The organism is Myxococcus virescens, from assembly GCF_900101905.1.
GTDB classification, from domain to species: Bacteria; Myxococcota; Myxococcia; order Myxococcales; family Myxococcaceae; genus Myxococcus; species Myxococcus virescens.
Genome location: NZ_FNAJ01000011.1, coordinates 166960 through 180160, shown reverse-complemented (window position 1 = coordinate 180160; position 13201 = coordinate 166960). Strand labels below are relative to the sequence as shown.

8 protein-coding genes are annotated in these 13201 nt (G+C 68.4%); 3 read left to right on the top strand and 5 right to left on the bottom strand.

Features of this window, described 5'->3' with window-relative positions; genetic code table 11:
* Positions 1-142: 142 nt before the first annotated feature.
* Positions 143-2458, bottom strand: coding sequence for a TIGR02266 family protein (locus BLU09_RS27395; RefSeq protein ID WP_090492630.1), 2316 nt, complete (start codon positions 2456-2458; stop codon positions 143-145).
* Between the two features lie 174 nt (positions 2459-2632).
* On the opposite strand from BLU09_RS27395, the gene guaB reads away from it, so the two are divergent.
* On the top strand, positions 2633-4090 hold the full coding sequence (gene guaB / locus BLU09_RS27390) for an IMP dehydrogenase (protein ID WP_090492682.1): 1458 nt from the start codon (positions 2633-2635) through the stop codon (positions 4088-4090).
* Between the two features lie 120 nt (positions 4091-4210).
* Here the strand turns inward: guaB and BLU09_RS27385 are convergent, their stop codons facing one another.
* Positions 4211-4858, bottom strand: a complete 648-nt coding sequence (locus tag BLU09_RS27385; RefSeq protein ID WP_011553789.1) for a hypothetical protein — start codon at positions 4856-4858, stop codon at positions 4211-4213.
* An 86-nt stretch (positions 4859-4944) separates the two neighbouring features.
* Here BLU09_RS27385 and guaA point away from each other — a divergent pair, with 86 nt between their 5' ends.
* Positions 4945-6498 (top strand): glutamine-hydrolyzing GMP synthase, encoded by a 1554-nt coding sequence (guaA, locus tag BLU09_RS27380; RefSeq protein ID WP_090492628.1) that lies wholly within the window; start codon positions 4945-4947, stop codon positions 6496-6498.
* A gap of 122 nt (positions 6499-6620) precedes the next feature.
* Here the strand turns inward: guaA and BLU09_RS27375 are convergent, their stop codons facing one another.
* Positions 6621-8714, bottom strand: a complete 2094-nt coding sequence (locus tag BLU09_RS27375; protein ID WP_090492626.1) for a S46 family peptidase — start codon at positions 8712-8714, stop codon at positions 6621-6623.
* 304 nt (positions 8715-9018) lie between these two features.
* Positions 9019-11439 carry an ABC transporter permease gene (locus BLU09_RS27370; protein WP_090492624.1) on the bottom strand — a complete coding sequence of 807 codons (2421 nt, stop codon included), beginning with the start codon at positions 11437-11439 and terminating at the stop codon, positions 9019-9021.
* 284 nt (positions 11440-11723) lie between these two features.
* On the opposite strand from BLU09_RS27370, the gene BLU09_RS27365 reads away from it, so the two are divergent.
* Entirely contained in the window at positions 11724-12329 is a 606-nt protein-coding gene (locus tag BLU09_RS27365; RefSeq protein ID WP_186817820.1) for a PHP domain-containing protein, read from the top strand.
* Positions 12330-12357: 28 nt separating this feature from the next.
* On the opposite strand, the gene BLU09_RS27360 is transcribed toward BLU09_RS27365, so the two are convergent.
* Positions 12358-13170: a DUF3014 domain-containing protein gene (locus BLU09_RS27360; protein ID WP_090492620.1), complete on the bottom strand. Its 813-nt coding sequence runs from the start codon at positions 13168-13170 to the stop codon at positions 12358-12360.
* Positions 13171-13201 lie beyond the last annotated feature (31 nt).

The window sequence follows — 13201 nt, the reverse complement described above, 5'->3', positions numbered from 1 at the left end:
GGGAGCGCGCTCGTCTGTCCGGAAGGAAGCGAGGCGCTACATAGCAGGCAAATCCGACCTTCTAGGGGCTGGCCAGGTTCACCGGAAAATTCCCGAAACCACACATGACGCGGAGTGTGAGCAGGGCGCGCAGTGCGCGTTTTCAGGCTCTTCCGAACAACCCCTTGAGCCACCCCATGAAGCCCTTCTGCTTGGGTGCAACAGTCACACTGACAGCGGGAATCGAGGGCACGGGCGCCGACGAAGCGGGCCGAACGAGCACGGGCCGCGCGGCCGACGCGGCGGCGGCCGAGGCCATGGGCACCTTCACCGGAGCGGATGGCCCCGTGGCCGTGGCCCCCGCGTGGCCCGCGCTCCGTGCCGCGGCTGCCGGACCCGGCGCCGGCGGCGTCTCCGACTCGAGCTGCGCCAGCCGCGCCTTCGCGGCCTCCGGGGTATCGCGCGTGCTGAAGGTGCTCGTCACCTCGCGGCCCGACGAGGCCTCGCGCGCGGTGACCTTCAGCAGCGACTCGTTGCTGACCTCGAAGGTGACGTTCACCTGCACGGCGCCACGCGGGAGCTTCGGCAGGCCCTCCAGCTTCAGCGTACCCAGGTACTCGTTGTCAGCGGCCTTGTCGGAGTCGCCCTGGAACACCGTGAGCTCCAGCTCCGTCTGGCCGTCGCGGTGCGTGGCCAGGGTGTAGCTCTTGGTGGACGGCAGCGACGTGTTGCGCTCCATCACCGCCTTGAAGCGGCCACCGGGCAGGCCCACGCCAATGGCCATGGGCAGCACGTCGATGAGCACCACGCCTTCCAACTGCCCCAGGCTGTGCGCCAGCAGCGCCGCGCCCAGCGCCACGGCCTCGTCCGGGTGCACGCCCTTGCTGGGCGGCTTGCCGAAGAACTTCGTGATCTTCTCGTGCACCAGCGGGAAGCGGCTCTGCCCACCGACGAGGATGACCTCGTCGATGTCCTGCGGCGTCACCTTCTTCGCGCGGAGGACCTCCTCGCAGACCTGGAGGGTGCGATCCACCAACCCCTCCGTCAGCTCCACCAGCTTCTGCCGCGAGAGCATGACGTCCAGGTCGCACGGCTTGTTGTCGATCATCGTCACGAACGCGACGTGCACCCGCACCTCCGAGCGCTCCGACAGCGCGCACTTGGCGCGCTCGGCTGCGTCGTTGATGCGCTGCAGGGCCACCCGGTCCCCTTGGAACGCGCGGCCCGTGGTCTTCTGGAACTCGTCCAGGAGGTACGTGACGAGGGAGGAGTCGAAGTCGATGCCGCCCAGGAACGTGTCGCCGCCGGTGGAGATGACCTCGTAGACGTTGTCGTTCAGCTCCAGCACCGACGCGTCGAAGGTGCCACCGCCCAGGTCATAGACGAGCACGCGCTGGTTCAGCTTGCGGCCGTAGCCATAGGCCAGCGCCGCCGAGGTGGGCTCGTTGAGGATGCGCTCGATGTACAGGCCCGCCAGCTTCCCGGCCTCGCGCACCGCCTGGCGCTGGTTGTCGTTGTAGTAGGCGGGGACGGTGACGACCGCGCGGGACACCGGGTGGCCCAGCTGGTTCTGCGCCACCTCCCGGACCTCCCGGAGGATGAGCGCGGAGATCTGTTGGAGCGTGTAGACGTGCTCGCCCAGCTTCACGCCCGCGTCGCCATTCTCACTGGCGGCGATCTCATAGTGGAAGCGGTCCTTGAGCTGCTCCACCACCGGGGACGCGAAGGGCCGACCCATCAGCCGCTTGGCGCCGTACACCGTCTGGCGCGGATTGGTGAGCATCTGCCCCTTGGCGGGGTGGCCCACCACCAGCTTGCCGCGCGTGTTGACGGCGATGATCGAGGGCACCGTGTTGTGGCCCTCGCGGCTGGGCAGCACGCCCGGCTTGCCGTTGCGGACGTAGGCCGCGCACGAGTTCGTCGTCCCCAGGTCGATGCCAATGACGACACCGGCGCGCTTCGGGTCCTCCGAGCTGAGGTTCAACGCCGCGTTGGAGATCATCCGCGGCGCTGCGGCGGCCTCGGCTGAAGCGCTGCCGGACACGGGGGCCGGCGCGTAAAGCTCGGAGGCGAGGGCGACGGGCGCCTGCTCCGTGGGTGTGACGGTGTAGTCCGGCGGCCCTACATTGGGAGGAACCGGGGGAACATCCGACTGGGCGTGGGGCAGGGTGACGACCAGCGAATCCAGGAACCGGCGGGTGGGCGCATCCGCGTTCAGGAAGCGCAGGCCCATGCCGACGACGCCCTGGCCGCCCTGACCTGTGACGTAGTGAACGACAGCCGCCGCGTGGATGATGCGTTCCCCGCCCGCCAGCTTGAGATCCAGGGTGACGGCCGTCCCCGGTGGCTTCACCGCGCGTGCGCGCAGATAGATGCCGCCCCGGGTCACATTCGGCCCGTACTTCGCCAGGAACTCCTCGGGCGTCGCGAAGGGCAGCTTCACGACGAGCCCGACCGCCGCCTGATTCGATTCCGTCAATGCCCGGTTCCTGAGCCGCGAGGGGATACTGGGTTGCGATTATCGCCCGAACTCCGAGGGAACGGGCGTCAAAATCAGCGCCCTTCTCCGTTGCGCCGGGGCAGCGTACCTCGTATGGAACCGCACCCGCGGGCTGTGGTGCCCCGCGGGCACCTGCCCACGGGAGCGCCGCTCATGCTCAACCCCGATATCCGGCTCGCCCTCACTTTCGACGACGTCCTGCTGGTCCCGGGCGAGAGCTCGGTCGTCCCCAAGGACGTCGACCTGACGACCCGGCTCACTCGCAATCTCCGTCTCAACATCCCCCTCCTGTCGGCGGCCATGGACACCGTCACGGAGTCCCGGACCGCCATCGCCATGGCCCAGGAGGGCGGCATTGGTGTCATCCACAAGAACATGACGCCCGAGCAGCAGGCGCTCGAGGTCCTCAAGGTCAAGAAGTTCGAAAGCGGCATGGTGGTGGACCCCGTCACCATCGAACCGGAGGCCCCGCTGGGCCGCGCGCTGGAGCTGATGCGCCTTCACGGCGTGTCCGGCATCCCCGTGGTGAAGGGCCAGCGGCTGGTAGGCATCGTCACCAGCCGCGACGTGCGCTTCGAGACCAACTTCACCCAGAAGGTGGAGTCGATGATGACGCGCAAGCTCGTCACCGGCCGCGAAGGCATCACGCAGGAAGATGCGCAGAAGCTGCTGCACGAGCACCGCATCGAGAAGCTCCTCGTCGTCAACGACGCCTTCGAGCTCAAGGGCCTCATCACCATCAAGGACATCGAGAAGCGCCGCACGCACCCCAACGCGGCCAAGGACAGCATGGGCCGCCTGCTGTGCGCCGCCGCCGTGGGTGTGTCCGCGGACCGCGAGGCCCGCGTGGAGGCGCTCATCAAGGCCGGCGTGGACGTCATCGTCGTGGACACCGCGCACGGTCACTCCACCGCGGTGCTGGATGGCGTGCGCGACACCCGGAAGAACTTCCAGGGCTTCGAGCTCATCGCCGGCAACGTCGCCACCGCCGAGGCCACCCGCGCGCTCATCCAGGCCGGCGTGGACGCGGTGAAGGTGGGCATCGGCCCCGGCTCCATCTGCACCACCCGCGTGGTGGCCGGCGTGGGCGTGCCCCAGGTGACGGCCGTGGATGACTGCGTCCGCGAGGCCCAGAAGCACGACGTGCCCATCATCTCCGACGGCGGCATCAAGTACTCGGGCGACATCGTCAAGGCGCTGGCCGCGGGCGCCAACACGGTGATGGTTGGCTCGCTCTTCGCGGGCACCGAGGAGTCCCCGGGCGACGTCATCCTGTACCAGGGCCGCAGCTACAAGAGCTACCGCGGCATGGGCAGCCTGGGCGCCATGAAGCAGGGCGCCAAGGACCGCTACTTCCAGGCGGACGTGGAGGCCGTGAAGCTGGTGCCCGAGGGCATCGAGGGCCGCGTGCCATACAAGGGCACCCTGGCGATGAACGTCCACCAGATGCTGGGCGGCATCCGCAGCGGCATGGGCTACGTGGGCTGCCGCACCATCGACGAGCTGCGCACCCAGGCCACCTTCGTCCGCATCACCTCGGCCGGGCTCAAGGAGAGCCACGTGCACGACGTCATCATCACCGAGGAAGCGCCGAACTACCGCGTCGGGTAGTCCGGAGGGCGCCAGGGGCGCGGGGGCCTGTCTTCCCGCGCCGCGTCCCAATGCCATGAAAAAGGGCCCGCGCCTCTCGGCGGGGCCCTGGGTGTCCAGCCAGGAACGACCGGAGCGTCCTTACCGGCCGCGCTTGCGGCCACCACCCGACGCGGGGGCGGACTCATCGCCCGCGGGGGTCGACGGGGCCACGCGCTTCTCCGCGGCGTTCACCTGGTTGAGCAGCGTGTCCTTGTCGTCCGGCTCCAGCGTCTCGATGGCCTGGCGCAGGGTGTTGAAGTCGAGCCGGGCGATGGTGACGGTGTTGCCGCCCTTGATTTCCTGGACGGTGGGCACGCCCACCAGCTCCCGCATGTAGGTCTCGAACTCCACCCGGACGTCGGCCGTCTGCTGGATGCAGTTGTCCTTGGCGTTGACCAGGTGCTGGGTGCCCTCGCGGTAGCTCAGGTCCGGGTTGCGGTTCATCGCATCCTCGAACGTGGCGGTCCGCTTGCGGAGGGAGGAGTACAGCTCGATGTAGTCCACCAGCCGGTCCGTCTCTGGCCGGTTCACATTGCGTGCCTTGATGAGCGCCTCGGTGGAGTCCTCACAGGTGAGCTTCTCCAGCTCGGCCGCACCCGGCATCTCCTTCGCGGAGAGATTCTGGGTTTCGCGGTCCAGCCGCTCATCCGAGGAGATCTCCTTCACGCATCCGGAGGCGGACAGCAGGAGTAGGGTCGCAGCAGCGGTAGGGGCGGACAGGCGGCGGAGCATCCAGGCCTCGAACAATTGAAGGTACTTGGGCGTTGTATTCCGGAAGTTTGTAGCGATAAGGGCCCCCAGCCGTCAACGACGCCCCTCTTGGAGACCCCCAGGTGGACCTGCACGCCGAAAAAATCCTGATCCTCGATTTCGGGAGCCAGTACACCCAGCTCATCGCCCGGCGCGTCCGCGAGCTGGGCGTCTATTGCGAAATCCACCGCCCGGACCTCCCGGCGGAGGACATCCGCAAGTACGCTCCCCGCGGCATCATCCTCTCTGGCGGTCCGGCGTCCGTGGAGGCCCCAGACTCCCCCCGGTGCGACCCGTTCGTCTTCGAGGCCGGCGTCCCCGTGCTGGGCATCTGCTACGGCCTCCAGCTCACCGCCAAGCTGCTGGGCGGCAAGATTGACCGGAGCGCCCACCGCGAGTTCGGCAACGCGGAGGTGGAGGTGCTGGCCCGCCGCGGCCCATTCGCCGAGTTCAACCCTGGGGACAGGGTCCAGGTCTGGATGAGCCACGGCGACCGGGTGGAGGCGCTGCCCCCTGGCTTCGAGGCCATTGGCCGCAGCGGCAATTCGCCCTTCGCCGCCACCGCCCACACGACGAAGCCCTGGTTCGGCGTCCAGTTCCACCCGGAGGTGGTCCACACGCCGCAGGGCAAGGCCATGCTGCGCGCCTTCGTCTTCAACGAGTGCAAGGTCAGCGGCTCGTGGACGATGAAGGGCTTCATCGACGAGGCCGTGGGCACCATCCGCCGCCAAGTGGGTGAGCACGGCCGGGTCATCTGCGCGCTGTCAGGCGGCGTGGACAGCTCCGTGGCCGCGCTGCTGCTGCATCGGGCCATTGGCCCCCGGCTCCAGTGCATCTTCGTGGACAACGGGGTGCTGCGGCAGAACGAGCGCGCCCAGGTGGAGGCGCTCTTCGTGGACCGCTTCCACGTCCCGCTGAAGACGGTGGATGCCCGCCAGCGCTTCCTGGACAAGCTGGCCGGGGTGACGGACCCGGAGAAGAAGCGGAAGATCATCGGCCGGGAGTTCATCGCCGTGTTCGAGGAGGCCGCGCGCGACGTGCAGGACGCGGAGTTCCTGGCCCAGGGCACGCTGTACCCGGACGTCATCGAGTCCGTGTCGTACAAGGGCCCCTCCGTCACCATCAAGAGCCACCACAACGTGGGCGGCCTGCCGGAGACGATGAAGCTCAAGCTGGTGGAGCCGCTGCGCGAGCTCTTCAAGGACGAGGTCCGCGCCCTGGGCCGCGAGCTGGGGCTGCCGGATGAGATGGTGTCCCGCCAGCCATTCCCCGGCCCGGGGCTGGCCATCCGCGTCCTGGGCGAAGTCACCGAGCAGCGCCTGGAGCTGGTGCGGCGCGCGGACGCCATCGTCCAGGAGGAGATTCGCAGCGCCGGCCTCTACAAGGAGGTGTGGCAGGCCTTCGCGGTGCTGCTGCCGGTGCAGAGCGTGGGCGTCATGGGCGACGAGCGCACCTACGAGTCCACCTGCGTGCTGCGCGCCGTCACCAGCGTGGACGGCATGACGGCGGACTGGGCCCGGCTGCCGTTCCCCGTGCTGGAGCGCATCTCCACGCGCATCACCAACGAGGTGCGCGGCATCAACCGCGTCGCCTACGACATCTCGTCCAAGCCCCCCGCGACCATCGAATGGGAGTAGGGCGGTAGGGCGCTTGAGGCCCTGACGTGAAAGAGGCTGCCCGGGACATGTGCCGGGCAGCCTCTTCGTGCTTCAGGGGCCCTGGCCGACCGCGCCGGGGCCCCCATCTTCGCCCGAAGGCATTACTTCGCCGGGCTGGCCTTCACGGGCGGGAGCTTGGTGCTGCCGGGACGCAGCTCCTCGAGCAGCCGCGTGGCGCCGTAGATCTTCGTCAGCGACTCGATGATGGCCTGGCTGTGGACGCTGACCGAGCGGTTGACGCTCTCGTCGAAGCCGTACTCGCCGCCCAGGGACTGGATGTTGCCGTCGAACACGATGCCGACGATCTCCGCGTCCTTGTTGATGACCGGCGAGCCGGAGTTGCCACCGATGATGTCGTTGGTGGAGACGAAGTTCATCGGCGTGGTGCCGTCCAGCGCCTTCTCGTTCTTCAGCCAGGACTTCGGCAGCGCGAAGGGCTCCTCACCCGTGGCGTGCTCGAAGGTGCCCGCCATCTGGGTGATGGGGCTGACCTGCTTGCCGTTCTCCGAGTAGCCCTTCACCGCGCCGTAGGACAGGCGCAGGCTGAACGTCGCGTCCGGGTACTGGTTGGTGCCGTAGATTTCGAACTTGGACTTGGCCACCAGCTCGCTGTTCTTGCGGATGACGGACTCGACGTTCTCCTCGTACGTCTTGCGGATGGCGCGCATGTCCGGGTCCACCGCGACGGCCAGCTGAATCATCGGGTCCTTGGAGGCCGCGATGGCCGCCTTGCCGCCCTTGTAGAGCGCCTGGCGGACCTTCACGTCACGCAGCTTGGTGCCCTTCACCAGCCGGGCGGCCAGCTTCTCCGGGGACTCCTTGCCCAGCACCTTCTTCACGAAGGGGTGGTCGGAGCCCAGCTCCTCGCGCATCTTGGTGAGGCCGAACGTCAGGCGGGCAATCTCCAGCTCCGGGTAGACGGGAGCCGGGCTGAACAGCTGGGCCTCCAGCGCCGGGACGTTGGCCTGGTTGAACTCACGCAGGCGCTCGCCGTTCGCCTTCGGGAGCTCCTCGGCGCCGCGCACCAGCGTGCGGGCCACCTGGAAGAGCGTGGAGGACAGGCCGCCACCGTTCTCCATGTACGTCAGGTCCTGACGGATGTTGCGCAGCTGCGCCTGGGCCTTGGCGATCTCATCCCACGCCGCGGCGTACTTCTTCTTCATCTCCGGGTTGGCTTCGACCTTCTTGCGCAGGTCCTGCTCCGCGGCGACCTTCTGCGCGAAGAACGTCTTGTCCAGCAGGGCCTCGTGACGGCCCTTGAGCGCCTTCACCGAGTTCTCCACGCCGAACAGCAGGTTGGTGGAGATGCGGCGCTGCTCGGCGCCACGGCGGCCGAACTCCGTCAGCATGCCGCGCATCTCGGAGAGCGTCATCAGCGTCTTGGGCAGCACCACGTCACGCTGGAACTCCAGCTCCGCGATGGTGAGGCCACGCGAGGTGCGGCCCGGGTGGCCGGAGATGAAGGTCAGCTCGCCTTCCTGCGCGCCCTTGTCGGACCACTTGAAGAAGTTGTTCGTCGTCGCCGGCTTGCCGTCCTCGTAGACGCGCAGGAACGTCACGTCGAGGTCGTAGCGGGGGAACTCGAAGTTGTCCGGGTCGCCACCGAAGAACGCGATGGCGTGCTCGGGCGCCATCACCAGGCGGACGTCCTGGAAGCGCTTGTACTCGTAGAGGTTGTACTGGCCGCCCTGGTACAGGGTGACCACGTCACAGCGCGCCTTGGCGTTGCCGGCGGAGCAGGCCTGCTCCAGCTCGGACATCTTCGCCTTCAGCGTGTCGGCGTACTTCTTACCGGTCAGGCCCTGGGTGGCCTTGTTCAGCGTCTCCGTGACGTCGGTGATCTTGACCAGCTGGTTGATCTCCATCGCCGGACACTGGGTCTCCTCGCCCTGCGTCTTCGCGTAGAAGCCGTTGGCGATGTAGTCCTTCTTCGCCGTGGAGAGCTGGTCGATACAGCCGCGCGCGCAGTGGTGATTCGTCATCACCAGGCCGTTGGCGGACACGAAGCTGGCCGAGCATCCACCCGCCAGACGCGCCGAGGACAGGCGCACGTTGTCCAGCCACTGCTGGGAAGGCTCGAAGCCGTACTTCTCCTTCACCTTCGCGGAGGGAAAGTTGTTGTAGGTCCACATGCCCTCGTCGGCCATCGCGGGAGCCGCGCCGAGGAGGGTGGCAATCACGAACAAACGCTTCATGAAACGGTCCTTTCCAGGGCCATGGGTGTCGCGGTTCTGCGGGAAGCTCCTGGCTGGGTCAAGCCAGTAAAAAACAGGGAAGATTTCCCGGGGAACCCAACATGCAAGCAAGCTGCTGATTCCCGCCGCCAGAGGTTGGATTCCGAGGAGAAACCGACCTTGAACCAGGCCCATTGAGGAACAACGTGACGCGGAGGAAAAAGTCGCATTCGCGTCTGGATTTCCCGTCAACGCGACGTGTCATCCGGCTGCGTTCCATGCCTGGGATTCCGCATCCCGCGCCTGGGACGCGGAAGTCCCGACATCAGTCCTTCCGGAGCGCCTGAAGCGGGTCCATCCGGATCGCCCGCCGGGCCGGAATCCAGCAGGCGAGCAACGCCACGGCCGCCAGCAGCGCGACCACGGCCCCGAACGTCCACGGATCCCGCGCGCTGACGCCGTGAAGCTGGCTTGCGAGCACCTGGGACAGGACCCACGCCGCCCCAAGTCCCACCCCGAGGCCCACGGCCGTCATGCCCGCGCCCTGGCCCAGGACGAGCCGAAGCACGTCCGCGGGCCGGGCACCGAGCGCCATCCGGACGCCCAGCTCCCGCGTGCGCTGGACGACCCGGAGCGAGATGACCCCGTAGAGGCCGTAGGCGGCGAGCAGGACGGCAAGGACCGCAAAACCGCCAAGCAGCCCCAGGACGAGCCTGCGCATCGCCAGGGATTGCGAGATGACCTGCTCCAGGGTGAGCGCCCGGTAGACGGGCACGGTGCCATCCACGCGGCGGATGGCCTCCCGGATGGCAGGCAGCAGCGTCTCTGGCTGCACCGAGGTGCGAGTGACCAGGACGAGCCCGTCATCGCCCCAGGGCCTGCCATGAGGGACGTGGAACTCGGCGAGCGGTTCGCGCTCCAGTCCCGCCTGGCGGACATCGCCCACGACGCCGACGATGGTGTACGGCGTCGCCCCGATGCGCAGCCGCTGCCCCAGGGCACCTCCAGCGGGAAAGTGCCGGCGGGCCAGGGTTTCGTTGACGATGACCACGCCGGGCTGGTCCGGCGCGGCGTCCAGGGACGTGAAATCGCGCCCCTGGCGCAGGGGGATGCCCATGGCGGCGAAGTAGCCCGGGCTGGTGGCGCGGCGCTCGGCGCGAGGTTCGTCGCCGGGCTCCGGCAGAGGAGCTCCTTCGACCTGATACCGAGCGTTGTTCCAGGCCCGTTGGATGGGGAGCACGGACGTCATGCCCGCCGCAGTGACGCCCGGGAGCGCGCGAACCGCCTCCAACACCGGCTCCAAGAGCCGTCCCGGCAGCTCAGCATCCAGGCCGCCGTCCTTGAAGAACCGGTCGTCTGGGATGGACAGGTGCAGCGTGAGGACCTGCCCGGGGGCAAATCCGGTGGAAGTCCCCAGCAGGTGCAGGAAGCCGCGCCCGAGCAGGCCCGCGCCGACGAGCAGCACCAGCGATAGGGCGATCTCCACAACCACCAGCGAGGCCCCCAAGCGACGGCCGAAGCCCGGCACCGTGCTGCCATCGCCCGCGGCGGCGAGCCCACCACGGACCTCCAGCCGGGAGACCTGGAGGGCTGGGAGCAGCCCGAAGGCCAGGCCGCTGACGCTGGTGATTCCGAGGAGGAACAGGAAGGCCGTGCCGTCCAACGCGATGTCCTGACGCCGGGGCAGGCTCTCCGGCGCCAGGGCCAGCAGCGCGTCCAGGCCCCAGCGCGCCAGCAAGGCCGCCAGCATGCCGCCCAGGAACGCCAGCAGGAGGCTTTCGACCAGGAGCTGCTGGACGACCCGGGCCCGGCCAGCGCCCAGGGCCAGACGAACGGCCAGTTCGCGCCGCCGGGTGCCCGCGCGGGCCAGCAACAGATTCGCGACGTTCGTACACGCAATGAGGAGCACCAGGGCGACGGCCCCCAGCAGAACCTGGAGCGGCGCCCGCCAGGACTGGGTCTGGCTTTCATCGAGCGGAATGACCCGGGCGCTCCGGTCCCGGTGGGATTCCGCCTGGGCCGCCGCGGAGTTCGCGGCGACTTGCTTCAACTCGGCCTCGGCGGAGGCCAGCGAAACGCCTGGCGCCAACCGAGCCCGGAGGGTCAGCACCGTGGACCGGGTCCGAGCGGCGGCGTCCGGCGGAGCCACCAGGGGCAGCCACACGTCGGTGGACGCATCGAAAGACGCGGGCATCACGCCAATGACGGTGTGGGCCAGGCCATCCAGGCTCACGGAACGGCCGAGGACGGCTGGATCGGCGCCAAAACGGGCGCGCCAGAGGCGCTCGCTGAGGACCGCGACCGGGGCCTGGCCGGGCAGGTCCTCATCGAGCGCGAAAGTCCGGCCCAGCAAGGGCGGCACGCCATGAACCGTGAAGAAGTCAGCCGTTCCGCGAAGGGCCTGGAGGCGTTCAGGCGCATCCTGGGCCTGGAGGGTGACGCCGCCGACTGTGAATGCTGCCATGTGTTCGAAGGCCGGGCTGTGCTGGCGCCAGGCCCAGAACGTGGGCCAGGACACCGGGCCGCCATAGCCCTGGGGGCGCAGCTCGACGAGGCTGACCAGCCGCTCGGGTTCCGCGTACGGCAGCGGCCGGAGGAGGACCCCGTGAACCACGCTGAAGATGACGGCGTTGGCGCCAATGCCCAGCGCCAGGCACAGCACGGCGGCGGCGACGAAGCCGGGTGAGCGGCGGAAGGTGCGGAGCGCGAAGCGAACATCCGCGGCGAGCGAATCGAAGAAGGTCATGGCGGGGCGTCGGGAGTGGAGATCCTGCCGGATTCGACTGCAATCGACGGACCCGAAACCGGCCCGGACGGCCCAGAAACCAGGGCGGGGAACGGCCTGAATCGACCCCCAGGTTTCGCGCCCGCTTAGTTTACATAACGCATGTTATCGGACCTTCTTTCAGAGGGAGAGGTCACGTCCTGGACGGTCATCCGCGAGCCCATTGCCGCCAACCCACGGCCCGGCTGGCTGCCCGGCACTCGGTGCTTTCCGGCGTCCATCCAGGCGCATACCGTGGCCGCCGCATGCGTCTTCTTCGATTCGGACTCGTCGCCGCCACCTGCTGTGGCGCTCTCGTCCTCTCGGGCTGCCCGGACAAGCCGGCCGCCACCCCGGACTCAGGGGTCGCCGAGGTACCCCAGGTCCCCGCGACGCCGCCGCCGACCCGGTTCTCACTCAGCTACCAGGCGCCGCCCAGCGCCCCCGCCGTGGCACCCGCCAATGACGCGGGCGTGGCCGAGGACGCTGGAATCGCCGCCGCGAGCCTCACGGAGATCGCTCCGGCCCCCGACGACGCCGCCATCATCGAGCCCACGTCGCTCCTGGAGCTCCGGACGTCCAGCCCGCTCAAGAACTACCGGGTCCGCCTGTTCGACGAAGCCGACCGGGCCATGGTGTCCGATGACGACGTCGAGGAATCCGAAACCGGCCTCATCTACCGAATCCAGCTGCCGCAGCCGCTCAAGTCCGGCTTCAAGTACACCCTGGTCGTGGATGCCCAGACCGGCACCGCGTTCACCGACGGCCTGGGCCGTGACGTCGACGAGTTCCGCCAGACCCTTCAAATCGCTGGCGAAAAGGAAAAGCCAGCCCCTCCGCCCAAGCCCACCGGCAAGAAGAAACGCCGTTGAGGCTGGGCGACCCGGGACTGGCTTTGAATCAGCGATCCGCGACCGGCGGCAGCCCCAGCGAGCTCTTCAGCTCCCGCAGCTTGGCCTGGATGAGCTGCATGTTCTGGGGCCCCATGCGCAACAGATGCTTCTGCGCGGGGCTCAGGTCCTCGAACTCCGGCGCCGCATAGGCATACAGCGCGCCTTCGGAAACGACTTCCACCGGGCCTTCCTGCACGGGCACCTTGAGCAGATGCTGGATGGCCGCGCTCAAGGCGCTGCTGAAAGTCTGTCCCGGCGGCGCAATCTCCGCGTGGGCCTGGTCAATCAGCGGCTTCAGCTCACGGTACACGCTGGCCGCGGACTGCGTGTCAATGGAGCCAATCACGCGAGCCACGGTGTCGTAGCGTGCGTAGCTGGCCGGATCGATGACCGTGGTGCCGTCCACCTGGGTCACCTGGAACGCCCCCGTGGGCGCCAGGAAACCGAGCACCGTGCGCGGGCTCGAACCCTCCGCGATGTTGTTCACCGCGGCCGTGAAGCGACGAACCAGGTCTTTTTCGCCCATCCACCGCGCGAGCTCGGGGTCAGGCGAAAGCTGGCTCGCCAGGCTGCGGACCTCGGCGTCCCGTTCTGGCAGCGACGTTTCCGGCATCGTCGGGGGCGCCGCGGCCGTCTCGCCAGCGGGCTCCATCGGAATCTCGGGCACCTCCGCGGGCAGTGACTCCTGACGCCGCAGACCGAAATACGACGCCACCAACGCCAGGCCGACCAGGCCCAGGACGACGGCCAACGTCTTGCCCTTGGAGCTCTGAGCGGATTCGGGAACCTCGGCCGGCGTCGGATTCGTCGGGTCGTTCATTCATTCCTCCGTAGGTGGACCCTTCAACCTA

Coding starts and splice junctions, on each gene's coding strand:
- BLU09_RS27375 (WP_090492626.1), bottom strand. CDS start 8,714: ATGAAGCGTTTGTTCGTGATTGCCACCCTCCTCGGCGCGGCTCCCGCG.
- BLU09_RS27365 (WP_186817820.1), top strand. CDS start 11,724: ATGCGTCTTCTTCGATTCGGACTCGTCGCCGCCACCTGCTGTGGCGCT.
- BLU09_RS27370 (WP_090492624.1), bottom strand. CDS start 11,439: ATGACCTTCTTCGATTCGCTCGCCGCGGATGTTCGCTTCGCGCTCCGC.
- BLU09_RS27360 (WP_090492620.1), bottom strand. CDS start 13,170: ATGAACGACCCGACGAATCCGACGCCGGCCGAGGTTCCCGAATCCGCT.
- guaB (WP_090492682.1), top strand. CDS start 2,633: ATGCTCAACCCCGATATCCGGCTCGCCCTCACTTTCGACGACGTCCTG.